At 58.1% G+C, this 23,539-nt stretch carries 19 protein-coding genes and 4 tRNA genes; 10 read left to right on the plus strand and 13 right to left on the minus strand.

Features of this window, described 5'->3' with window-relative positions; genetic code table 11:
* Nucleotides 1-20: 20 nt before the first annotated feature.
* From AB5Y64_RS16240 to AB5Y64_RS16290, 11 genes are all read right to left on the minus strand, one after another.
* Entirely contained in the window at nt 21-1,445 is a 1,425-nt protein-coding gene (locus AB5Y64_RS16240; protein WP_139737695.1) for an NAD(P)/FAD-dependent oxidoreductase, read from the minus strand.
* Nucleotides 1,446-1,519: 74 nt separating this feature from the next.
* On the minus strand, nt 1,520-2,359 hold the full coding sequence (locus AB5Y64_RS16245) for an FTR1 family protein (RefSeq protein WP_139737696.1): 840 nt from the start codon (nt 2,357-2,359) through the stop codon (nt 1,520-1,522).
* Nucleotides 2,359-5,328 (minus strand): hypothetical protein, encoded by a 2,970-nt coding sequence (locus AB5Y64_RS16250; protein ID WP_319903202.1) that lies wholly within the window; start codon nt 5,326-5,328, stop codon nt 2,359-2,361. The genes AB5Y64_RS16245 and AB5Y64_RS16250 overlap by 1 nt, the downstream gene beginning before the upstream one ends.
* Before the next feature lie 4 nt (nt 5,329-5,332).
* The gene (locus tag AB5Y64_RS16255) at nt 5,333-5,782 is read right to left on the minus strand and encodes a hypothetical protein (protein WP_161470436.1); all 450 of its coding nucleotides are present in this window, start codon (nt 5,780-5,782) and stop codon (nt 5,333-5,335) included.
* 118 nt (nt 5,783-5,900) lie between these two features.
* Nucleotides 5,901-6,386: a YqhA family protein gene (locus AB5Y64_RS16260; RefSeq protein ID WP_010674393.1), complete on the minus strand. Its 486-nt coding sequence runs from the start codon at nt 6,384-6,386 to the stop codon at nt 5,901-5,903.
* An 82-nt stretch (nt 6,387-6,468) separates the two neighbouring features.
* Nucleotides 6,469-7,218: a peptidase gene (locus AB5Y64_RS16265; protein ID WP_368204229.1), complete on the minus strand. Its 750-nt coding sequence runs from the start codon at nt 7,216-7,218 to the stop codon at nt 6,469-6,471.
* Nucleotides 7,202-8,002 (minus strand): transglutaminase domain-containing protein, encoded by an 801-nt coding sequence (locus AB5Y64_RS16270; protein ID WP_368204230.1) that lies wholly within the window; start codon nt 8,000-8,002, stop codon nt 7,202-7,204. Before AB5Y64_RS16270 ends, AB5Y64_RS16265 begins: the two co-directional genes overlap by 17 nt.
* Entirely contained in the window at nt 7,999-8,925 is a 927-nt protein-coding gene (locus AB5Y64_RS16275; RefSeq protein ID WP_039038937.1) for an alpha-E domain-containing protein, read from the minus strand. Before AB5Y64_RS16275 ends, AB5Y64_RS16270 begins: the two co-directional genes overlap by 4 nt.
* Nucleotides 8,919-10,355, minus strand: a complete 1,437-nt coding sequence (locus tag AB5Y64_RS16280) for a circularly permuted type 2 ATP-grasp protein (protein ID WP_201872399.1) — start codon at nt 10,353-10,355, stop codon at nt 8,919-8,921. The genes AB5Y64_RS16275 and AB5Y64_RS16280 overlap by 7 nt, the downstream gene beginning before the upstream one ends.
* Before the next feature lie 315 nt (nt 10,356-10,670).
* A tRNA-Asn gene (locus AB5Y64_RS16285) sits at nt 10,671-10,746 on the minus strand.
* A 2-nt stretch (nt 10,747-10,748) separates the two neighbouring features.
* Nucleotides 10,749-10,824 (minus strand) — tRNA-Asn (locus AB5Y64_RS16290).
* A 457-nt stretch (nt 10,825-11,281) separates the two neighbouring features.
* Here AB5Y64_RS16290 and dauA point away from each other — a divergent pair.
* From dauA to AB5Y64_RS16335, 9 genes are all read left to right on the plus strand, one after another.
* Nucleotides 11,282-13,018 carry a C4-dicarboxylic acid transporter DauA gene (gene dauA, locus AB5Y64_RS16295; protein WP_161470438.1) on the plus strand — a complete coding sequence of 579 codons (1,737 nt, stop codon included), beginning with the start codon at nt 11,282-11,284 and terminating at the stop codon, nt 13,016-13,018.
* 269 nt (nt 13,019-13,287) lie between these two features.
* Nucleotides 13,288-13,375, plus strand: a tRNA-Ser gene (locus AB5Y64_RS16300).
* A gap of 137 nt (nt 13,376-13,512) precedes the next feature.
* Complete coding sequence (locus AB5Y64_RS16305; protein ID WP_223930150.1) at nt 13,513-15,234, plus strand: DUF6538 domain-containing protein; 1,722 nt, start codon at nt 13,513-13,515, stop codon at nt 15,232-15,234.
* Between the two features lie 168 nt (nt 15,235-15,402).
* The gene (locus AB5Y64_RS16310; RefSeq protein WP_223930148.1) at nt 15,403-16,182 is read left to right on the plus strand and encodes a hypothetical protein; all 780 of its coding nucleotides are present in this window, start codon (nt 15,403-15,405) and stop codon (nt 16,180-16,182) included.
* A 385-nt stretch (nt 16,183-16,567) separates the two neighbouring features.
* Nucleotides 16,568-16,705: a hypothetical protein gene (locus AB5Y64_RS16315; RefSeq protein WP_162632629.1), complete on the plus strand. Its 138-nt coding sequence runs from the start codon at nt 16,568-16,570 to the stop codon at nt 16,703-16,705.
* A gap of 112 nt (nt 16,706-16,817) precedes the next feature.
* Nucleotides 16,818-17,360, plus strand: coding sequence for a recombinase family protein (locus tag AB5Y64_RS16320; protein ID WP_215782889.1), 543 nt, complete (start codon nt 16,818-16,820; stop codon nt 17,358-17,360).
* 51 nt (nt 17,361-17,411) lie between these two features.
* Nucleotides 17,412-18,230 (plus strand): tetratricopeptide repeat protein, encoded by an 819-nt coding sequence (locus tag AB5Y64_RS16325; RefSeq protein ID WP_244075320.1) that lies wholly within the window; start codon nt 17,412-17,414, stop codon nt 18,228-18,230.
* An 87-nt stretch (nt 18,231-18,317) separates the two neighbouring features.
* Nucleotides 18,318-18,419 (plus strand) — tRNA-OTHER (locus tag AB5Y64_RS16330).
* A 91-nt stretch (nt 18,420-18,510) separates the two neighbouring features.
* The gene (locus tag AB5Y64_RS16335) at nt 18,511-19,938 is read left to right on the plus strand and encodes a site-specific integrase (protein WP_161470439.1); all 1,428 of its coding nucleotides are present in this window, start codon (nt 18,511-18,513) and stop codon (nt 19,936-19,938) included.
* 770 nt (nt 19,939-20,708) lie between these two features.
* Here the strand turns inward: AB5Y64_RS16335 and AB5Y64_RS16340 are convergent.
* Both AB5Y64_RS16340 and AB5Y64_RS16345 read right to left on the minus strand, forming a co-directional pair.
* The gene (locus AB5Y64_RS16340; protein ID WP_161470440.1) at nt 20,709-21,218 is read right to left on the minus strand and encodes a hypothetical protein; all 510 of its coding nucleotides are present in this window, start codon (nt 21,216-21,218) and stop codon (nt 20,709-20,711) included.
* Between the two features lie 133 nt (nt 21,219-21,351).
* Nucleotides 21,352-22,284, minus strand: coding sequence for a hypothetical protein (locus AB5Y64_RS16345; protein WP_161470441.1), 933 nt, complete (start codon nt 22,282-22,284; stop codon nt 21,352-21,354).
* 387 nt (nt 22,285-22,671) lie between these two features.
* Here AB5Y64_RS16345 and AB5Y64_RS16350 point away from each other — a divergent pair.
* A partial coding sequence (locus AB5Y64_RS16350; protein WP_368204232.1) for a tyrosine-type recombinase/integrase occupies nt 22,672-23,539 on the plus strand: 868 nt, incomplete at its 3' end.

Below are 23,539 nucleotides of genomic sequence, written 5' to 3' on the forward strand. Positions count from 1 at the left end.
TACTTATGCCAATGGCGCGGTCAGGCCACGCTCTGGGTTTCAATGACGGTATTTTCGTTGCGATGATTGAAGATGGCGTGACGTCTGTCCACCCCGTCGATCACCATGTCGGCGGCCATCATCCCCATCTCCATGGCGGTGTCGGTGAAGATGTAGCGGAATGTCCCCTGACGGCCGGTCATGATGAGGTTGGTGATGGGCATCAGCGCTTTGATGGCTTCGTTGCGGCGGGCCTGATAACCCAGATCCATCAGCGGATAGGCGTACTCGCTGCGTGCTTCAAAAGTCTCATCGCCGAGCTTCTGGGTATCGACGCCGAGGCTTGCGAGATCGGCGGTGACCCGACCGCGCAGATCAGAGAGCGGTGCCTGCCAGGTGGCATCCCCCGGATTGCAGGGGATCTCCAGCATCACGGATGTTTGCCCCTGAGGCGCCATAAAGGGGCTGCGCCGGCGCGGCTCCTGCAGGCGGGTCGCCAGAATATGGGGGTCGGAGAGGTACTGCCAGGTGTTGTCCGACAGGTTCTCCTGTTTGAGGGGCATATTGACGAAGCGAAGCGACCGGTAGTGGAGATCGCACGGCAAGCCCAGATGCTGGCAGGTGAGCGGCAGCGGCAGGGTGGAGATCACCTGATCAAAGCGCTCGCTCTGTTCAACGTGATCTTGTTTCCAATACACCCGTTCGATGCGGCCATCGGTCTGCTCAAGGCGGGTGATGGTGGCGCCGGTTTTCAGCTCAACCCCTTCGGCCACCAACCGCTCCCCCAGGGTGGTGAAGATCTGGCCGAAGCCGTACTTGGGATAACGATATTTGCGGGCATAGGTGCGCACCGACATGCTGCCGTTGCGCCTTGGCAGCAGGCGGCGCGCCACGTCTTTGAGATCGATCAGGCTGATGCGCTGGCCAGCCCAGTCGGCGGAGAGCTGGTCCGGGTTGATGCCCCACAACTTGCCGGTGTAGCCCTCGAAGAACTGGCGGTAGAGGGTGCGACCAAAGTGGCTCTGGATCCACTCGGCAAAGCTCGCCTTGGCAAAATCGGTGGGCTTCTTGGCAAAGGGCAACAGCAGCAGATCCTTCACCGCACCGGCCATCAGGGCCAGCGGCGCCGTCTTGAGCAGGTTGGGCAGGTTCAAAGGGTAGTCATAGGTGCGCCCGCCAAAGCGGATGACGCTCTTTCGCTCGGCGTGGAGCAGGTCGTCCCCCATCAGCTCGTCGATAAAGGCGAGCAGCTCGGGGTTCTTGGTGATGAAGCGGTGGCCGCCGTAGTCGAAGCGATACTCGCCGTCGCGCCCCTTGAAGGTCTGGGTGGCGCACATGCCGCCGACGACCGGCTCCTGCTCGAACAGGGTGACCGCAAAACCGGCCTGGCGCAGGCGCCAGGCGGCCATCAGACCGGCAGGGCCGGCGCCCAGCACCGCAATGTGCTTCTTGTTGTTGTCGTTCATGAGTGTTCCGAAACGGCGTGATAGCTGGGGGAGCCCGCCTGTGCGCGGCTCCCGAACAGAGTGTGATCCCGGGCTCAGCCCCTGGTCGGGGCGGCGCTCCCCTGGGGGCGATAGCTGCGATGCCAGAGGGTGACAAAGATCATGAGGTAGCAGGCCCAGGTCAGCAACTGCAGGCCGGCCGGTGAGGCGTTGTAGCCAAACAGGGCGCGCAGGAAGGTGCCGAATACCCCCTGATCGTCGAGGATGTGGCTGATGTTGAAGACCGGCGTGGTCCAGAAGGTGATGACGTCCGCTGCCTGCAACATGTTGACGGCGGACGAGAGCAAGCCTGCGGCGATGATGATGATGAGCAGGCCGGTCCAGCGGAAGAAGGGGGCCAGCGCCACCTTGCGGGTGGAGCGCAGCAGCCCCCACACCAGCACCACAGAGACCAGTAGCCCCGCCAGCGCCCCCATCAGCCCCTGGTGCAGATCCACCCCTTGCCCGGAGTAGACCAGGGCCGAGAAGAAGAGCACGGTTTCAAAGCCTTCGCGCATCACCGCCAGAAAGGCGAGCAGCACCAGACCAAACAGGTTGCCACCGTCGATGGCGGCATCGATGCGCGCCGTCATGGCCCCCACTTGGGATTTGGCCTGTTTTTGCATCCAGATAGCCATATAGGTGAGCACCAGGGTGGCGAAGATCAGGATCCCCGCCATCAGCAAATGGTTGTAGCGCTCGCTCTCGAACTGGCTCACCACCACCTGGAACAGGAAGGCGATGACAAGGGAGGCGACAAGACCCAGCCCCACCCCCAGATAGATGAACTTGTTGTAGCGGCTCGCCCCCAGCTTGGCGAGGTAGGAGAGGCAGATGCCGACCAGCAGGAAGGCTTCCAGCCCCTCGCGCAGGGTAATGAGAAAACTTGCGAACATCAGGATTGAGGCTCCGTATCGGGCGTAACGGGGAGGGGCTGCAGGGTCAGTTGCAGCCGATTGAGTAGCACTATGGGTGGCTCCGGCAAGCTCGGCTCGGCGGCGCGCACCGCATCATTGACCCACTTGGGGTAGGTGCGGAAATTGAGTCTGATATCGGCCTTGAAGGGCCCCCGGGCATCTGCGGGTAGCGGCCAGGCTTCATCGCGCCAGCCATCGGCCGGGATGCGGGTATCTTCAAGGAGCTTGGCGTAACGCCAGAACTTGAGCCCCACCGGCTTGCCCTCGGCATCGCCAAACACTTTTCTAAATAGCCGCGCATCCTCAGGGACGGCGCCGTTCACCGGCTGGCCGCTTTCAAGCACCCGCTTGCCGCTGGCGTCGGTGACGGTCAACTCCAGCCAGAGTTCACGGAAATCGGCGACCCCGGTGGGCAGGGCGTGGCCGGCGCCGGTATTGGCGACTCTCACCACCAGCGCGGGTTGGCCACTCTGGTTTTCAATGCGGGCCGAGAGGGTGGCGCTGGAGCGCAAGAGCGCCAGGCTCTCCTGCTCGAGGGTTGCACTTCTCAGCCCCACCAGCTGATGCTGGGCGCCGGTAAAGTTGTGGCGATAGAGCCGCTCTTTCACGGTGCCGTTTTCGGTGGACTGGCCCGCCACCGGCGCGCCGCCGTTGCCAGGTGTAGGATTCATGTGGCAGTCGATGCAGGTGCGCCGTTTGGCGGGATCTTCGGCTTTGGCGAAGCTGGAGCTTTCCCACTCGTCCCAGGTGTTGACGATATTGGCGCCGGTGCCCGGGGCAAACTCGTTGTGGCACGACTTGCACAGGGCCGCGTCCCGGTAGAAATCCTTCTGGTAGGAGGCCTTGTGCATGGCGGGGCGGGCGTTGATCTGCCGCTCGGCCAGCCAGTGCTGGAGGCTGCCGCCCGGGGCATCCTCGAACACATAGCTCTCGCGGTCTTTCAAATTGACCGTAAAGGCGCTGTTGCCGCCGGCATCCTCGAGCCGGGTGATGCGATGGCAGAGCACGCAGCCTGTGCCTTCTTCCACCACGGGCTCGCCTTTCTGGTGGGCGGCAATGAGCGAGGCTCCGCCCTGCTCGAACATGTGGGAGCCCTTGGGCAGATCAGTCTGGCCGTTCATCACCTGCTGAGGCATGTGGCAGCCCTGGCACCACTGGCCGAAGGCCTCCCCTTCGGTTTCGCGGGCCAGCGCCTGCACCACCTTGTAGTAGGGGTGAGAGTTGCCCATCAGCCGGTGGTTGCTCTCGCTCCAGTCCTGGAACGCCTGTTGGTGGCAGTTCTGGCAGGAGGCGGAGTTGAGCCACTCTTTCGGGTGGGTGGTCGGCGCCTTGGCAGGATCCCTGCGCGGGGCATCGAGCCGCAGCCAGTTGGCCAGATAGGGGAGGTTGCCGTCACTGGTCACGAAAGCGTGCAGATCCTCCATCATCGCCTGCACCTCGGGCTGGGGCCTCGCGGGGTCAACCGCTTCGGCCCCATCGCGGGTGTCATGGCCCATGCCGCCCTGGGTCTGCTGGGTCATGCGCAGGTATTCGCCGATAAAGTCCCCCGCCACCATGTTGGCGAGGTTGGCGTGGCCGTTGATGGCGTTGTCGCCGCTCTGCTGGCGATGGGCCGCCATCAGATAGCGGTTGGTGAAATTGAACCCGTCCAGATGGCAGGAGTTGCAGCTCATCCAGTTGTCCCCCGCCATGGGGAAGCGGCTGTTGGCGGCGGTATTACCCAGGTTGAACAATCGTTCACCGCGCTTGAGGGCTGCGGGGCGGGGATCGGTCTCTACCAGTTTGGCGAAGTGGGGCACATCGACGGTGACCCGGGCAAACGGGCCGCTGCCGCCGGTGTTGAGACGGGTGAGATCCTGCCCCATGACGTTGTGCACCAGGATGTGGTCGCCATCGATCAGCAGATCGCGCGGATTCTGGCCCGGCAGGTGACGCAAGAGCTGGGTCGCCTTGGCACCCCCCTGAAACTTCTTGCGGCGGTGGCGGTTGCTGTTCTGCTTGCCGCTGCGCGACAGGTCGAACACCAGCAGATCTTCCGAGCCCGCCAGGGTCAGGTAGACCCGCTTGCCGTCGGCGGCGAAGCGCGCCGCGAACGGGTTGGAGACGATCTGGCTGCGGTTGCCGACGCTGGGCAGGTTGATCTGCAAGAAGAGCTGTTTTCTTTCATCGACCCGCTCCTTCTCTTCATCGAGATCGATGATGGAGACCGCCGGGAAGACGGTGCTCTGAAACTGGAAGGGGTGGTCGAAGCTCCAGAGCACGTGGGGCAGCCAGGCCTCGCTGCCATCGGGGGAGAGGGCGATGCCGTCCAGCAGGCGCGGCAATCCCTGGGAGTCGCTCGGGGTATCGCTGTGGGTTTCCGCCAGGGTGATGAGCTTGGGCTTGGGCAGAGTAGCTCCCTTAGCGTCCTTCTCAAGCTTGGCAAGATCATAGATGGCGAGCTGGCCGGTCATGGTGTGGGTGAGCAGCAGGCGATCATTGTCGGTCAAGGCCAGTCCGCGCGGGGTTTCGGCAGTGGCCACATCCAGCTGCAGCTTGCCCGCTGTGTCATAGGCCTGCAGGCGAGCTGATTCGAACAGCGTGGCCCAAAACCACTGCCGCTTGGCATCGAAAATGACCCCGTAGGGTCTATGGCCGGTGGGGATCACCTTTTCCAGGTCGAGATCATCATCCAGCAGCAGCAGGCGATCACCGCTGTAGTCGGTGACCAGCAGGGTGCCGTCATCGGCGCGGGCCAGCTGGCGCAGATCGCCACCTAGTTGTGCCTCCTTGAGTCGCTTGCCGCTATCGCGCTCAAGCAGGGTGACCGAGCCGGCGTTCTGGTTGGCGGTGACAAGGCGCGGGGCACTCCCCTCGTCATAGGCAATCATGGCGGTGCCCATCTCCCGGGCCGAGGCGGTCCCCAGCAGCAGGGTGGCCAACATCAGGGATAACAACAACTTCAACATAAGATCAGGTGCGCCATTTCAAGATGGTCCAGCGCCAGGCGTGGCGCAGCACCAGGGGCGTCAACGCGAGGGCGCTCAGCCAGTGGGCCCAGTTGGCAAGGTTGCCGAGGCTATCCCCCGGGGTGCCGTGCAGCACCAGCACCAGTCCGCTGGCCAGACAGATCAGCAGCAAGGCTTCGATGATGCGCCCCGTGGTGCGCAAAAAAGGCTTGCGGCTTTTGCGCAGCAGGCTGCGATGGGAGAGCCAGAAGGCGCCAAACAGCAAGGGGAACAGGGTGAGCGAGAGGGCAACGTGCAAAAACAGGTTCCAGCGCGCCAGGGACCAGGTCGGCGTCAGGGGTTCCCACAGCAGCAGACCGGAGAAAAACATCAGATAAAGGGCACCCTCGGCCGCCTGATGGTGATAGGCCAGCCACTGCCAGCAGTGTCGTGGTGAGAGGGAAAGACTCGTCATGGGTGCTCCAGCTCCCGGGCGGTTCAACCCGGGGCGGGCAAGTTTACAATGGGGGAAGGGTAATGAAAAGAGTTATCAATTCGGCTCTTGATGAATAGACCCTGAATGGCGCCGGGCCCTATTTGTGCTCCGCCAGCCGCTCGGTCACCGCATAGATAAGTGCCGCGGTGGAGAAGGCGAGGAAGACGATGACCGACCACTTCATCTCGATCTCGTTGCCGGTGCCGTCGTCAAGGAAGGCTTTGAGCACCTCGATGCCGGCGATGGTCACCAGGGAGTTGATGACGATGAGCTTGAGGGACGCAAAGTTGATCTTGCTGAGCCAGTTGTCGCCGAGGGCTGCTCGCTGCTCCGGGGTCTTGATGAACTGCACGTAGCCGCAGATGGCCACCAGGATCAGCATCTGGGCCACCAGCACGAAGTCCACCAGGGTGAGTACCCCCGTGATGAGATCCAGATAGTGGATGTCGATGATGTCGCGGCACAGCACATAGAGCTGCATGGCGAACTTCACCATCAGGAGGGCGACACAGATAAGGATGCAGACATAGAAGGGGAACATCATCAACCGGCTGCCGTTGAGCATGACGTTGAAGCGGCGCATGGGAAACTCCATCGAAAAGGAAGGCAGCCAGAATATCCGGAAAGAAAGGAGCGGGAAAGCGCCTTGGCGCCTCCCGCCCGGCCTAGAGGGGGAAGGTGGGAAGACCCTGGAACAACTGTTGCAACCCCTCGCCCCAGGCCTTTCGCAGCGCCACGAAATGGGGGTTCTGTTCGGTGATGCGGTGCTGGTTCGTCGCCGAGAAGCTGCCCTCGTGATAGACCAGGGCATCCAGGGGCAAGCCCACCGACAGATTGCTGCGCAGGGTCGAGTCGATGGAGATGAGGGCGCATTGCAGGGCGGTCTGAAGCGGCGTCTCATGGTGGATGATGCGATCGATGATGGGTTTGCCGTACTTGCTCTCACCAATCTGGAAGTAGGGGGTGTCGGCGCTCGCCTCGATGAAGTTGCCCTCCGGATAGATGTGGAAAAGGCGGTGGCGCTCCCCCCGGATCTGCCCCCCCAGCAGCATGTTGCAGCCGAAGTTGATATGGCCCTGCTGCTGACCCCCATCCCGGCTGATGACGGTGCGTATGGTCTGGCCGATGAGGGCGGCAGCCTCGTAGAGGCTGGGGAGGGCAAGGAGCTCCTGCCCCTCCGTCAGCAGGCTGATGACGCTCTGGGTGGTGGCCAGATTGCCCGCGCTTTGCAGCACCAGCACCCTGTCTTCCCCGGTGAAGAGGTGCAGCTTGCGGAAGGTGGCGATGTGATCCACCCCCGCATTGGTGCGCGAATCGGACGCAAACACCATGCCGTCTTGCAGGCACATGGCAACGCAATAGGTCATGGGCAGGCCCCCGCGGCCGAGATCCCGGCTCTCATTGCTGCTGTCCATCCAGGCGGGTCACCTGCGCCTGGCTCTGCAACTGTTCGCACCCGCCGCCATAGCGCACGCCGCGCACCGGACAGGCATCCAGATAATCCATGCCGACCGCGAGCTTGAGGTGCTCGCTGGTGGAGCTGGTGAGGTTGGTGACGTCGAAGGTGTGCCAGCGCGCTTCGATCCACACCTCGGCCCAGGCGTGCATCGCCACGTGGCTGTTGTCCTGGCTGTAGAGGTAACCGCTCACGTACCGGGCCGGCAGGCCGGCGTGGCGGCAGCAGGTCAGGAAGACATGGGTGTGGTCCTGACAGACGCCGCTGCCCGAAGCAAGTGCCTCGTCGGCGCTGAAGGTGGCATCCGTGCTGCCGGGCTGATAGGGCATCAGCACCAGGATGCGTGCCATCAGGCTCTGCAAGTCGGCCAGGGTCGGCTCCTCTGGCAGGCAGGCCTTCGCGAGATCCTGCAGGGCCGGGGTCGGGCGGGTGAGGGGGGTGGGCCTCAGGTAGCTCAAGGGAGAGATGAGGGAGGACTCCTCATCTTCCGGGGCGTCGTCGCAGATCTCCACCTCCCCGTGGGCGCGGATCAGGATCCCCTCGTGGGGGGACTCCAGGCTCAGCACGTGCAGTATGTTGCCGTAACCGTCCGTGGTGCAGGTGGCCTCCCCCGGCAGCTCCAGCTCCCAGGAGAGGATCTGCTGGCGGGCCGTGCTGTGGGGGGTCAGGCGCAGGTACTGGGTACTGCGGCGCACCACGTCGGCATAGTGGTAGCGGGTCTGGTGATCGATGATGAGTCTCATAATACCTCCAGGTAGGCGGCGTGGATGCTCTGGCCGATGGCGCCGATGTCGCTGAGGAAATCACTCAGGTACGCCTGCATGCCGAGGGCAAAGACATCGTCGATGGCGCCATAGGTCAGATGGGCGTTGAGTATGGTGGTCAGACGCCGGGGCGTCTGACCGGCGTTGCCCTCGATCTGGGCCAGGATCAGCTCCATCTCGTCGAGGCAGGCCCGCAGGGAGCGCGGCACTTCATTGCGCAGGATCAGCAGCTCGGCGATGGAGGCATGGGAGAGCGTCTTGTAGAGGGTCTGGTGGGCCTCGTAAGCGCCCACTGACCGCAACAGGGCGTTCCAGCGGTAGAACTCGCGCACGCTGTCCTCGTCCTCCCGGATCACCTGATACTTCACGGTCAGGATGCGTGCCGTGTTGTCGGCCCGCTCGATGAAGGTACCAAGGCGCAGGAACCAGAGCACGTCACCGCGCATGATGGTGCCATAGGTGGCGCCGCGAAACTGGTGGGAGCGCTCCTTGATCCAGTCGAAGAACTCCTGGGCCTGGCCGCTGGAGAGGCCCGCCTGGCGGCGCCGGCGGATCTCTATCCAGGCGGCATTGATGCTCTCCCACACCTCACCGGGGATCTTGCCCCGCACGGCGTGGGCGTTGTCCCTGGCCATGCGCAGACAGCTGAAGATGCTGCTCGGGTTCTCCTCGTCGAAGCAGAAAAATTGCAGCAGGTTCTCCATGTTCACCTGGCCGTAGCGGGCCAGGAAGGGCTCATGGGTGCCGCTGATGGTGAGAGGCGCCACCAGCTCGCTGTGATCGGCGTCGATGGAGGGCATCAGCGACATGGTCTGGGTGACGTCCAGCATGCGCGCCGTGTTCTCCGCCCGCTCCAGGTGGCGGGACATCCAGTAAAGTTCGCTTGCGGTGCGGCTCAGCATGGGCTGCCCTCCATGACCCAGGTGTCCTTGGTGCCACCGCCCTGGGAGGAGTTGACCACCAGGGAGCCTTCGGTGAGGGCGACCCGGGTCAGGCCGCCCGGTACCAGGCGCAGCTCCTGCCCCGTGAGAACGAAGGGGCGCAGATCGATGTGGCGGGGGGCGATACCGGCGTCGACGAAGGTCGGGCAGGTGGAGAGGGAGAGGGTCGGCTGGGCGATGTAGTTGTCCGGCCGCGCCTTGAGCAGCTCGCGAAAACGGGCCAGCTCCTCGCGACTGGCGCAGGGGCCGATAAGCATGCCGTAGCCGCCGGCGCCATGGACCTCCTTGACCACCAGCTCCTCCAGATTGGCCAGCACGTGGGAGAGGGCAGCCGGCTCGCGGCACTGCCAGGTGGGCACGTTGTTGAGAATGGGATCTTCCCCCAGATAGAAGCGGATCATCTCCGGCACATAGGGGTAGATGGACTTGTCATCCGCCACCCCGGTGCCGATGGCATTGGCCAGCACCACGCCGCCGGCGCGGTAGACCGAGAGCAGCCCGGGCACGCCGATGAGGGAGTCCGGGTTGAAGGCGAGGGGATCGAGGAAGTCGTCGTCGATGCGGCGATAGATGACATCCACCCTTTTCAGCCCCGTGGTGGTGCGCATCAGCACCTGACCATCCTTGACCACCAGATCCGCGCTCTCCACCAGCTCCACCCCCATCTGCTGGGCGAGGAAGCTGTGCTCGAAGTAGGCGCTGTTGAAGCGCCCCGGGGTCATCACCACCACGCAGGGGTTGTCCACCGGGCTGCTCTCGCGCAGGGTCTGCAGCAACAGGGCCGGGTAGCGCTCCACCGGGGCGATGGGCTGGTTGTGAAACAGCTCCGGGAAGAGGCGCATCATCATCTTGCGGTTCTCCAGCATGTAGGAGACCCCGGAGGGGGTGCGCAGGTTGTCCTCCAGCACATAGTACTCACCGTCGTGGTTGCGGATGATGTCGACCCCGGTGATGTGGACATAGGTGTCCCGGTGCAGGTCGACCCCCTGCATGCAGGGCTGGTACTGGGCATTGGTGAGGATCTGGGCGGCCGGGATCACCCCCGCCTTCAGGATGCGCTGATCGTGATAGATGTCGTGCAGAAAGGCATTGAGGGCGGTGACGCGCTGGCGGATCCCCTTGTCCAGATGTTGCCACTCCCGGGCGGGAATGATGCGGGGAATGCTGTCGAACGGGATGAGGCGCTCGGCGCCGTCCCCATCCCCGTAGACGTTGAAGGTGATGCCGACCCGGCGAAACAGCAGGTCGGCCTCTTCACGCTTGCGCTCTATGCTCTTCTCGTCGGTCTGGTGCAGCCACGAGAGGTAGGCGTGGTAATGATCGCGAAACTGGTTGTCGGTGAGCAGCATCTCGTCGTAACAACCGGGTTCGGGGGGCTTGATGGGCAGCATAGGCAACTCCTTGTGACGTCCCTGCGTACATCACAAAGTGCAAGGGCTGTGCCAGCCAATTGAGTCGCTATCGAGGCCAGTGTCAGTAATTTTTTATTGAAAAATCATATGGATGACATTTATGTCATCAAGGGGCAATGCAGGGCGCACCAGAGTGGTACCCCATAGAGGGTAAGCCTGCGCCATCTTGTGGCAACAGGCCATGAGGGCAAGGGACGGGCGCATCGGGATGCGGGGGCGGGAGGCGACCGCCCTTGCCCCGAGGTGGGGCAGGGGAAATGAAAAAGCCCAGCCATAAGGCTGGGCTTTGGAAGATGGCTCCCTCGACAGGACTTGAACCTGTGACATACGGATTAACAGTCCGCCGTTCTACCGACTGAACTACGAGGGAATTGGCTCCTCCTACTGGACTTGAACCAGTGACATACGGATTAACAGTCCGCCGTTCTACCGACTGAACTAAGGAGGAATTGCCTGTCTCGTCGAGACGGGGCGGATATTAATGGCCTGAGGGACGGGTGTCAACCCGATGGCTTGCGTAAAAAATGGCTTTTTGGCCTGTTTGTCCAAAACTTGGTCGCTGTGGACTATTTTCAGCACAATCAGCAGCTTGAGATGCCCTTGCGGGAACATGCACGCCTGTGCGTCCTCTCCTTCATCCAGAGGTGCAGGTCAGGGTTTTTCTTGGGAGAAACAGCACGGAGGGCGGCCGCAGTTGGCGGGAAACGGCGCGCAAATACAGGGGATAGGCGACAATATTGCGCGCTCATGTCCATTTCTTGATCCCGCCCATCGAATTATCGGGCCGGCTCGGGTATGGTTGCTCAGGATACCATCGCCGCGTCGACAGCTCTGCCGGCCCTTGATGATGATCGGGTGCCGGTTCACCCCGGCCTTTGTCTCCTTCTTCTGGTATTACCCTAGACATGCACAATCAAGCTTCCTTACAAGGCGTGAAGCTGGCTATCGCATTGCGCCAATCCTGCATCGACGAACCCTATGGCGTGGCGCGCTTCGGCCGCGACCTCATCGCCGGCATCACGGTCGGCATCATCGCCATCCCGCTGGCCATGGCGCTGGCCATCGCCAGCGGCGTGCCGCCCCAGCACGGCCTCTACACCGCCATCATCGCCGGCATCGTGATCGCCGTGACCGGGGGCTCCCGTTTCTCCATCTCGGGCCCTACCGCCGCCTTCGTGGTGATCCTCTATCCGGTGGCCCAGCAATTCGGGGTGGGGGGACTCTTGATGGCCACCCTGATCTCGGGCTGCTTCCTGGTGGCCATGGGGATGGCGCGGCTCGGGCGCCTCATCGAGTACATTCCGCCTTCGGTCACCCTGGGCTTCACCGGCGGTATCGCCATTGTGATCGCCACCCTGCAGATCAAGGACTTCTTCGGCCTGCAGGTGCCCGAGATGCCTGAGACCTACCTGGGCAAGGTGCAGGCGCTGGCCCATGCCCTGCCCAGCTGGCAGTGGGGTGACACGCTCGTCGGGGTGGCCACCCTGGTGGTGCTGCTGCTCTGGCCCAGATTGCGGCTGCCGGTGCCGGGCCACCTGCCCGCCGTGCTGGTGGGGGTGGGCCTGGGTTTTGGCCTGCATCAGTTCGGGGTGGACGTGGCCACCATAGGCAGCAAGTTCAGCTACACCCTGGCCGATGGCACCCAGGGGATGGGGATCCCCCCCATAGCGCCGACCCTGGTGATGCCCTGGGCCCTGCCGGGACCGGACGGGGCGCCGGTGGAGTGGAACCTGGCCGCCATCGAGCGGCTGCTGCCCGCCGCCTTCTCCATGGCCATGCTGGGTGCCATCGAATCCTTGCTCTGCGCCGTGGTGCTGGATGGCATGACGGGTCGCAAGCACAGCTCCAACGGCGAGCTGGTGGGGCAGGGGCTTGGCAACATTCTGGCCCCCTTCTTCGGCGGCATCACGGCGACGGCCGCCATCGCCCGTTCCGCCGCCAACGTGCGGGCCGGGGCCACCTCGCCCATCTCCGGCATCGTCCATGCCCTGGTGGTACTGGCCGCCATCCTGGTGCTGGCCCCCTGGCTCTCCTGGCTGCCGCTCTCCGCCATGGCGGCCCTGCTGCTGCTGGTGGCCTGGAACATGAGCGAGGCCCACAAGGTGGTGGATCTGGTGCGCCGTGCCCCCAGGTCCGACGTGCTGGTGCTGCTGGTCTGCCTGTCTCTCACGGTTATCTTCGACATGGTCATCGCCATCACCTTCGGGGTGATCCTGGCTTCGCTGCTGTTCATGCGGGAAATTGCCAAGATGACCAGGCTGCACAACCTGGCGGAGCACAAGCGCTATGCGAGCGAGGTGCCGGCCCAGACCCTGATCTACAAGATCAACGGGCCCCTGTTCTTTGCGGCGGCGGAGCGGGTCTTCGACGAGTTGCTGGCCCAGGTACGGGATCACAAGGTGCTGATCCTGCAGATGGAGGCGGTCTCCATCCTGGATGCTGGCGGTCTCACCGCCTTCCAGCAGTTCGCAAAACGCATGGCCAAGGCGGGGGTCCGTCTCAAGGTGGCTGAATTGCAATTCCAGCCCCTCAAGACCCTGGCCCGGGGCAAGGTGCGCCCGGTGGCGGGGGAGTTGGAGTTCTACGGTTCGCTGGAAGAGGCCATTCGAGGAGAACATTTGCACGAAGCGGTTGAAAATTGATGGAAAGGGATAGGAAACGGCAACTTTTTGGTCACTTGGTTCGCTAATTGAGCAATCAGTGGCAAAAGATAAAAAATTGGATTGACCGGCCCGCTCCTATCCCTTACATTACGCCCCGTTCCAGCGCAGCAGCGCAACGAACCCGTGTTGGCTGAACACGTTAAATCACAGACAGAACTTTGGTGGGGTGCCCGAGGGCTGCCCACGATGAAGTTGGCAAGAAGCACGCATCGCGTGTTACGAAAGCCACTTCAAAGAAGTGAAAATTTGGTGAGGTGTCCGAGTGGCTGAAGGAGCACGCCTGGAAAGTGTGTATACGGCAACGTATCGAGGGTTCGAATCCCTCCCTCACCGCCACATTGAAAACCCCTGCTTTCGAGCGGGGGTTTTTCTTTATAGGTCAAAAACTTCCTGATTTCATAGCGATTTTGTGATCAACCCTTCCATCCCGATACTTCCGAGGTGGTACAAAAAGGTGGTACAAAATGAGGTCTATGAGCAACCTAATCCAAGACCGTCATGGCACATGGTATGCCCGTGTTGTCATCCCCAAAGCACTCCGCCCTGTTATCAACAAGGGGGCGATCAAGCGTTCTCTGAATACCAAAAGTAAGCCACATGCCCTTCGGGCTGCCCTACCAGTGCTAGATGAGCTACATAGCCTGCTGGAGGCCGCCAAGATTGATCTAGCTGTGCAGCCCCTCGACCTCTCCAACGCGGCGGACTGTTGGTACAACTCGATGATAGAGCGACTGGACGAACCTGATGTGCGTGGCCGCTTCATCCGTCAGGTGTGGGATGGTGACGGTTTGGTCTGGGAGGACTATACCGAAATCCTGACCATGTTAGAGGAAGAAAAAGACCCCAAACGAACCCGTGACTTGCAGAAAGGGCTTGCTCGCTTCCTGCTCTGGATGAAGCCCTATATCGACGAGGCATTCCAACTCACGGGGCTGCGTCTGTATGTCGGTTCGGCCAACTATGTCGCCTTCGCCGAGCTGCTGGCAGGCAAGTTCAAGGCCCTCTCCAGAGCGGTCATACAGAATGCCGCAACGAACGCCAATCAAAGACGTATCGGTCAGCCCGAGATCCCTCTTGTTCCAACTGGTGACACCACTGTGGCCACAATCAGTCCACGGGGGACCCGCCTATCTGTCCTGTTTGAGCGTTACAAGACTACCATCCGACGGCGAGAGCCGAAGAAGGCCGAGGGCCGCATCCAGGAATATCAGGTCGCAGTGGAGCGGTTCATCGAGCTGGTGGGGGATAAGGGCATCGAAGACATCTCCAAGAGGGACGTTTCCGAGTTCCGCAACCTGATGGAGCAGTTGCCAGCTCGCCCTAAACGCCATGTGTCCACCATGCCGTTACGCCAGCAGATCGCCTATGCAGCAGAGCACAATTTGCCCCTTCTGGCTGGGGCTACGGTCAAGAAACTGGGTCGAGCCTTGTCAGCCGTTCTGGGCCATGCGGTGGAGGATGGTCTGCTGGAGTTCAACCCTGCTCACGGGGTTAAGTATGCAGAAAGTCAGGTCAACCCACTGAACAAGCCGGAGCACACTTTCACAGAGGCTGAACTGACGACTATCTTCGGCTCCCCCCTGTTTGCCGAGCGTTCTGACCACCCTCGCTTCGGGGAGGCTCGCTACTGGGTGCCGCTGATCCTCTACTACACAGGGGCTCGTGTCAGCGAGATATGCCAGTTGTACGTCGCAGATGTGATGCAGCAGGACAACATCTGGTTCTTCCGGATTGCGGAGTTGCGGGAAGATCAGAGCGTCAAGAGCCGTAGCAGCAACCGGGATATTCCGGTGCATTCCCATCTGTTGACGCTTGGCTTGCTGGACTACGTTAGCTCCTTGCCTGCCGATGGTCGGCTGTTCCCATTGTTGCAGCAATCGGGGCCGAGGAAGAAGTATTCGGTGCGGCTTGGGGTATGGTGGCAGAGATACTTGCGACTGAAGCTCAAACTTGGGCGAGATGATATTCAACCAAACCATAGCTTCCGGCACACCGCCATCACTCGTTTCCGTGATGCTCTCATTCGCGAAGATACCCAGAATGCTATCGAGGGCCATAGCCAGGGAACCGGGCAGGCATCCACAGGACGCCACTATGGCGACTTCCCACTGAGAACAAAGCAGGAAGCTATCGAAGCAATCCCAGTCGCCCCCATCCCTGCTGCTGACGGGCAACATCGGGCAGAGAGGTCGTAGGAGGCTGCATTGAACGTGACAGACACTTTTATAGGGCCTCCTGCACATGGGCTCATCAACCCACGGGGAACGCTCTCGCAGATACCCGGCTTCAATGGGCGGTACAGCCAGTATGTCAGGCGGGCGATAGACAACATCCGACGGGTGGAGGGGCTGGAACTACCGGAGATGCCCGAGCCGGATAATGGATTGGGGACATGGACCCCCCTGCAAGCCTTGGCGGTACTGACCTATGGCCCCAGCTCTCACCTGAACGTGGAGCTGATAGCGGAAATCGAACGGCTGTCTGGGCAAGTATTGCCACGAGAGGAACGGCAGAGCCGCCATGAGGCCGCGTTTTACGTGAAGCACTTGGCCCCTCTGTTTGCTGCTTTTGAAGCACAGCAGCCGGGTTTGCAAACAGAGGTAACGCCGCAGTTCGCTTGCGGCCCATACCGGGTCGATTTTCGCGTAGATATGCAGTGGTTTGACCCGGATGGAAAATATTTTGACCGACCGATCCGGCAGGAAACGTACTTGCTGGAGTTTGACGAAGCCTATCATCTGGAGCCAGCGAACCGCCAAGCAGACCAACAGCGTGATTCCCACATCGAGCAACAGACGGGCCTCAGACCGCTCAGGATACGGCACGAGGAGCAAGAGCTGTGGGCTACCATTTGCCGGACTCAGGGACGCATATTGAGCGTTGAGGAGTACCTACAAGGGCTGTTGGTGGCTATGGCAAAGCCGGGCGATGGCCGAAATCTTGATATCACGCGAGAATCTGCCCAGAGTGCTTATACCTGCGATCCAGCCGGGTATCTGCGATATCCAGCTCAGCCGGGACGAGACCTTAAAGCGATTGCAGAGCGGCTTGGCTGGCGGTTGAGTCAGAGGCATAGCGGCAATCTGGCCTATCACCGTCTGACCCCGCCGCGAGTGACTGTCGATCGACACATTTCGGGGTGATGTGCCTGGTCGATTTGAGTCTCATCGACACATCCGACAACGTGTTCATAGGCTTTTCGGGCGGTTGTGTGCGATGTGTGTGCTGTGCCACCCCGATTTATATATCCACTTATGGACACTCCACCTATTCACTACTCATTTACTGCACCGAGGGGGGAACCTACCAGCTACCCGAAGGAGATAAATCAAGAAGATAACAACGATCCCGCCCCGTTGGCTGCTCTGAAAAAACAATCCCAAACCCCACCAGCTTAAGGAAATCGAGCAGGCAATATTGAGACCCTACGCCGGTATAAGCGAGATGGAGATCTACACCATAGGAGAACCCCATGGAATACATCACATCTGGCCCCTTGTCGGGAGCCATCCAGCAAGGAGAAGGCGTATGAATGAGCAGCAAGGAAACCCGTTACTGAAAGCGTTGGAGGCGGCACTGCTGGCAGCCTTGGGCGTCCTCATCAAGGAGGCCGTCAACTCGATGCAGACACCGCCACCCCAGCCGAAGGAGCCGGACGCTCAATAGACCATGCCCGTGTGACAGACCGGAGGCCCCCCGGCAACCCCTGTCACATGGGTTGGTTTTCGAGTTTTGACACGTTTTTCTTGCAGGGTCTTGAGCCTATTGGGAGGCCATCATGGCAATCATCGGGTATGCCCGTGTCTCGACCACGGGGCAATCGCTGGAGCAGCAACTGACAGCTCTGGCGGAGTGTGAAAAAGTTTTTCAGGAGAAGGTCAGCGGGAGCAAGACGGATAGGCCGCAACTACAGGCAATGCTCGAATTCGCCCGCTCTGGAGACGTGCTAAAAGTGACCAAATTGGATCGTCTGGCCCGGAACACCCGGCACTTGCTGGAGATCACAGACCAGTTACACGCCAAAGGGGTAACATTACAGATCCAGAATCTGGGCATCGACACGGCCACTCCGACAGGCAAACTGATGCTGACCATGATCGGAGCCATCGCCACGTTCGAGCGGGAAATCATGCTGGAGCGTCAAGCGGAAGGGATCGCCTTGGCAAAGGCCAAAGGAGTCTATAAGGGCCGCAAGCCGACAGCGATGGAGAAGCGGGACGAGGTGCTGCATCTCCTATCGCAGGGCATCGCTAAGGCATCAGTGGCAAAGCGGCTCGGTATCAGTGTGTCGAGTGTCCATCGAATAGTTGGTCAGAGGTAACGACCACCATCGCCAAGTTTATGTTTAGAAACATTGTTCAAAGGAAACTCTATGTTCTCCCAAAAGGGATTATTAACAGCTCTACTAGTAGTGGTCAGCATAGCTCTGAGCGGGGTTACTGAGGCGGCAGGGACTGAAATTGATGCCGCAATGGCTCAACGAATTCAAGAGTCCGCCAAGCAGGGGGAAGCTGATGGGCAATACGCACTAGGCTGGATGTATGAACAAGGGCAAGGGGTAAGCCAAGACGATAAGCAAGCTGTGAAGTGGTATCGTAACGCCGCAAACCAAGGCTATGCACTAGCTCAGTATGAGCTTGCTAGGATGTATGCTTTAGGTAAAGGGATACCTCAGGATGAAAAAAAGAGTGTGGACCTGATCATTAAAGCAGCAGATCAAGGGTATGCCCAAGCTCAATATCAACTGGGACGTTTGTATCAAGCTCCTCTGATTGACCTTGGCCCGTTAACCGAACAAGCTCCATCGGCTTTTGTTCAAGTCGATGATAAGCAGGCGGTTATGTGGTATAGAAAGGCCGCTGAGCAAGGCCATATTGATGCACAATTTGCACTCAGCAATATGTATTACTACGGGCACGGAATTCCTCGGAGTAAAACGCAAGCCTATGCTTGGGGGCGGAAAGCTGCTGAGCAAGGTCATGCCCAGGCACAACGTGCTGTTAGTTACTATCTGCTAGGTGAGAATAATTTAGTTGAAGGGTATGCTTGGTTATTGACAGCGTCAGCAAATGGTGACTCTGTAAGTAGTCATGTGCTCCATGAGCATGAAAAAAAACTCAACAAACAAGAATTAGGCAAGGCTGAAGCTTTAGCAGAACGATATTTTCAAGAGTATCAGCCCAAAAATTGAGCCGTAGTAGCTAGCTTGAGGCCCTGAGTTAATGGATTGCATTGGGTTTAGCAGTAAGTAATCTAATGCGTCTAGTGGTACAAACTAGTGGTACAGTCGGCAATGTTACAAGTCATCTTATCGCAATGAAATCAGTGGGTTACATAATCGTGGATAGTATCGAGGGTTCGAATCCCTCCCTCACCGCCACATTGAAAGTGAATCAACCCAATGAATTTCATTGGGTTTTTTCGTTTCGGGGCCTTGCAGATCGACCGGTGTCACATCGAGGTGTCACACTATGTCGAGTTATCTGCTCAAAAACCGCCACGGCAACTACTACACCCGCGTCCCGTTCCCCCATGCTCTGTGCCAGTTGGGCTACCCCCAAGAAATCCGCCTTTCCCTGCTGACCAAAGACCGCCATGAGGCCACGCTGCGCAATCTGGTGGCCGCCCATGGCCTCAAGCAGCTGATTGGCAAGCTGGCTGCCTCTCCAACCGCCATTATCAAACCCAATAACGATCAACCCATTACCCGCTTTCGTGATCTGCTCGAACCGGATCTGGCTCGTCTGCGTCAACGGATGCTTGCCTTGGGTGATGCGCTCATACCCTCATCCCACGATCCCGACAGGCAGATGGATGAGCCGTCGGCACTCATACAGCCAAACTGCGCCAGCCCAATCGTACTGGTGTCCGCAGAGTCGTCATCGCTGCCTGTCGAACCTCGCCAGCCAAGGGATGCAGGTGTCACGCTACCCGTGACGATGAGCCAGCTACAGGCCGAGTTTATCCAGCGCAAGAGCGATGAGGGCATCTCCCCGCGCTCGGTGCAGCAACTCCAGACCCGCACCGATGCGCTGGTGCAAGCCGTTGGCGCAGCCTTTTTCGTGCAGGCGCTCAAGTTCAAACAGGTCGATTGCTTTATGCAGGTGCTGGGCAAGGGATTGAAAGAGAAGACCGTGCGCGAGTACAAGGCAGCCTGTGCCCAGATGCTGGGCTTTGCGGTGAAGCTGGAATATACCCCAAAAAATCCCTTCGACCAGATCAAGGTCAAGCGCAGCCAACCCACACCACGGCAGCGTTGGGAGCGGCCCCAGCTCAAGGCCCTGTTCAGCTCGCCCAACTTCACCCAACACGCCTATGACAACGTGGATGACTTCTGGATCCCCTTGGTACTGCTGCACACGGGGGCACGGCCAGCGGAAATCTGCCAGTTGCAAGTCAGGGATGTGGTGAACCGGGATCATATTCCCTGCCTCAATATTACCGACAAAGGAGAGGCACAGTCGATCAAGACGGACAATAGCCAACGGCTGGTGCCCATCCACAGCAAGCTGATTGCGCTGGGCTTCCTGCACTTTGTCGAGCAGCGGCGCAAGCAGGGTCACACCCAGCTGTTCAGTTGCAAAGCCACGGGCGAGTTTGGCGAGTGGACTAAGAACTTCGAGGGGCGTTTCTCCCGCTATCTGAACAGGCTCGGCTTTGCTGCGGGGCAACGACCCACCGCCTATGGTTTCCGTCATGCCATCATCGACGAGCTGCAACAGCTGGATACGCCAGAGCCTGTGGTGGCCGATCTGGTAGGCCACAGCAAGAAAGGCTTTACCTATCGCCACTACGGCAAGCAGACCCCGGTGCAGCGGTTGCAGGAGGTGGTGGAGCAGCTTGATTTTGGTGATGAACTGGCATCGGTAGTCAGTGCGCAGGCATCTCGGAGGCGGTAGGCAACAGGGGTTCTCCACCCCACTTCGTTCGCAAGCTCACTGCGGGGGTTCCGGTCTCGGTACCCTCGACACACCCCCATACTTACGCGCCTTGCTGCGCGTAAGTATGGTTTAAGATTTGCGTACTTACGGTTGTCCCGTAAAGCGTACTTACGTGCAAAAATGGGGGGTCTCCACCGCCTACCTACCAGAGAATAAACGAATGGCAAGTCGATGTTATGCTGCAATGACCGATAGCAGGCAACGCCCGGTTGCCAAAGTGAAAATCATCCGATATACGGCAGAGCAGAATAGTTATGTTTCATGCCGAAGGAATACTGGATTGGCAACATCAACGGGATCTTTGCATGGTGGCTAGATTTCTGGCCATCAACACTTCCTGCGCGGTGTTGCTTGACCAGAAAAGGCCACCATCAATCCCCCTGGATTCTGCTCGGAAATAAACTGGATCCACTATGCAGCAGAAGGCTGCAATAGCAAGAGAAGGGAGTTGTTGGCGCCTGAAAATGTACGGCGCAAACCGAACCCCCTTTAATGCTGTATAAAGATGCGATTCAGATCCAACGATAAATATCGGCAAATTAGAAGAGCAAGGTCACTCCTGCACCGTACATTTTTGCTGTGCAAATGTACGGTGTTCTGCTGCGCAGACCGGAGCCTTGTCAGGGTTGCCACCCTGAACCCACCTGGGCTGCCGCCCAGACCCGTAAGGTATAAATGCAAACAATAAGACTGACAAGCAGTCAGAGGGTACTTATTCTCACCGCTCCCTAGCGGCCCCGGTCGTGCATTGAACCATCCTTACTTAACCAAACGCCATCGCTGAGATAAACATCGCTCTCGTTACCATCAATTGCTAGGGCATCGTAGAGTTCGCGCATGTCATCCGTTCCTTTCATTTCGGCGGATTGGTAGCTATCGTATAGTTCGAAGAATCGAGATAGCAGGGCGTCTATTTCGTTTCTAGCTGCGTCGACATCAGTGGAGTTTTTCGTATCTATTACGCAAATGCTTACGTACTCCCTATCTTTCCAATCAGACTTAACTACCGGTCTTGTATTGATTTCAACCCCTAATCGCCATGCAGCTTGAACCAAACGTGGCCTGTTGTTGCAAACTTTAATTAGACCATCATCTTCACTTGCTGTTGCTGTCATAAGCTCCCACTGTGGATTTTCACCCAAAATCCGAAGGAAGACCACTTTATTGCATATGACGATGTAGCTCTCTCGGCTGTGCAGACCGCTTTTTCTTGATGAAATTATCTCGAAGGAAGTCATCTGTTCTATCCTTTATAAGCATAACCCAAACAGCATCAATTTTGGAAACAGCCCCTTATTACGTCTACTTCCCTTTTGGCCAGACGAACTTAGGTATTATCAGCGGCCTAATCTCCCCAAAAAATGCGTATTACTACCTAGCGTACATAGTTTCAATGCCTGGATGATGTTTTTTTCTCTTTTGATCATTAAGAACTGCATGACATTCGTAAATTTCCATTTCTATCTGTTCTGGAGTGCTTATGGGATAGATACGGCTATCTTTACTTGGAAGTTTATTTTCAACATAATCCAGAAAATCACGTAATGAAATAATGCATTGTTTAGAGTCTGAGTTGTAATTGGGGTCGGAAAGTGCCTCACCATTACCAAAGTAAATTTCAAAATGAATCTTATTTGGGGTTTCGCAACCCACGCACTCTTCATTCGCTATTGTAAAGCAACCCACAACAACAGTGATCACAGATAATCCTGTGGTAGTTGACTGTTTTGAATTAATTATTTCTTTAAAAATACACTCAGCAAAATACCCAGCACTTTTACGCCTCCAAATTGAACTAAACGCAATTTGAATGCCATTCAAATAAATGGAAATACCGAAAAGACTTTCAACATCTATTACATCACCATAACGATAATCATCCTTTAAATAAAATCCATTTTTATTAAATTCATTGCTCCAGTCGCTATCATGACAATAATAAAATTCGTGTTCTTTTATCAGCGAACCACTTTGCCAGAGGTTGACTTGTTCTTTGTAATCATACAGGGCCTCAATTAATTCATGATATTCAGCATCTGGTCTAACATGCGCCAAAAATGGTGCGTAATAATCTGCAAACTCCCCCTGGTGAATATGATTCATAGTTCTATTGAGAATGATAAAGCCTGTATGTATATTATTCATGAGAATAATGGAGTTTGGATATTTGAACTTCAAATACGCCCTTGCTTTTTCTCTAAATGAATCTAGTTGCTCTCTTCTTTTTCGAGAGCACAATTCATAATCTGCCCTTGTGAGAATCAAAGTTCTTTTGTTTTTTTTAAAAAAATCAAACAACCCCATATATGCATCCTTTAATGTTCTTTAATTTCAGGGGAGTACGATCATATGGGCCGCACCTTCACCAGTATTATCATGCCCAGGGCGAGAGCGTGAACAAATAGTTACTCCCCTTGATGTTGATCACCAACATTCGATAACCGAGATGACCAGACAACTCACATAGGCCTCGTTTGAGGTCGATATAGTTACATGCTTGACGGTGTCACACTTCTCTGTCATATCTTAGCTGCTTTATAACCATAACTGGTTGATTTGCCATTTTTTGTGAGCAAAATCGAGGGTTCGAATCCCTCCCTCACCGCCAAATATAACCAGTTGAATTTCAACGGGTTTTTTCATTTCTAGACTTACGTGATTTTTTTCCTGGATCAACTGGGTGGAACAATCATGTATCTGAGTAAAAATGCCTCCGGCACCTACTACACTCGTCTCCCGCTGCCTAAGTCATTACGTGACCGTGGCTTGCCCTTCGCTATCCGTACTTCCCTTTGCACCAAAGATCGTCAGCTCGCCGTAGACCGCAACCTGGCAGTGGCAGCTCGTACTCGCGCACTTATCGCGGCTACTCCTGCCGATACTGCCCCCCGCAGTTTCTATCGCTGGATCCGCGCCGATCTAGACGCGTTCAAAGCAGCGGGGTTCATCCCTCCTCAAACACCTTCCACACCTCGTGAACCTTCTGTTGATGCCCCAGCTTGCCCCAGCAGTGGGATCATGCTCACCCACGCATTGGCGAGATTCATCGAGACTAAAACCAGTGAGGGGATCCAGCATAGGTCGGTGGGCCAGCTCCAACTTCGGATCAACGCCTTCGTCACCTGGGCCAAAGGGGTTAAAGTCGATGAGGTGACGCCCGCTCTGGCGCAGGAGTACCGCAACAGCTTGCTGCGCAAGACCAACCTCAGTTTCAAAACCAAAGGAGATTACCTCGCCGCCCTGAAACAGTTCTTCCGTTGGTGCGTGGCGCTGGACTATTGCAGCCGTAACCCTTTTGATGGGTTGACGGCAGGCAAGAAGCCGCACAAACGGGCGGATGAGGAGCGAGTGCGCTGGCATCGCCCTCAACTGGCTCAGCTGTTTGCCAGCCTGCGCAGCAAACAATCCCAGAAAGGCAAAAAATTGAGAGTTCAAGACTGGTGGGTGCCCCTGCTGTGCCTGTATGCCGGGCTGCGACCCTCCGAGGCTTGCCAGCTCAAAACTCAGAACATCAAACAGGTTGAGGGGATTTGGTGTCTGATGGTCGATGCGGGAGAGG

It is taken from the genome of Aeromonas sp. R5-1 (assembly GCF_040908265.1).
Lineage (GTDB): Bacteria > Pseudomonadota > Gammaproteobacteria > Enterobacterales > Aeromonadaceae > Aeromonas > Aeromonas caviae.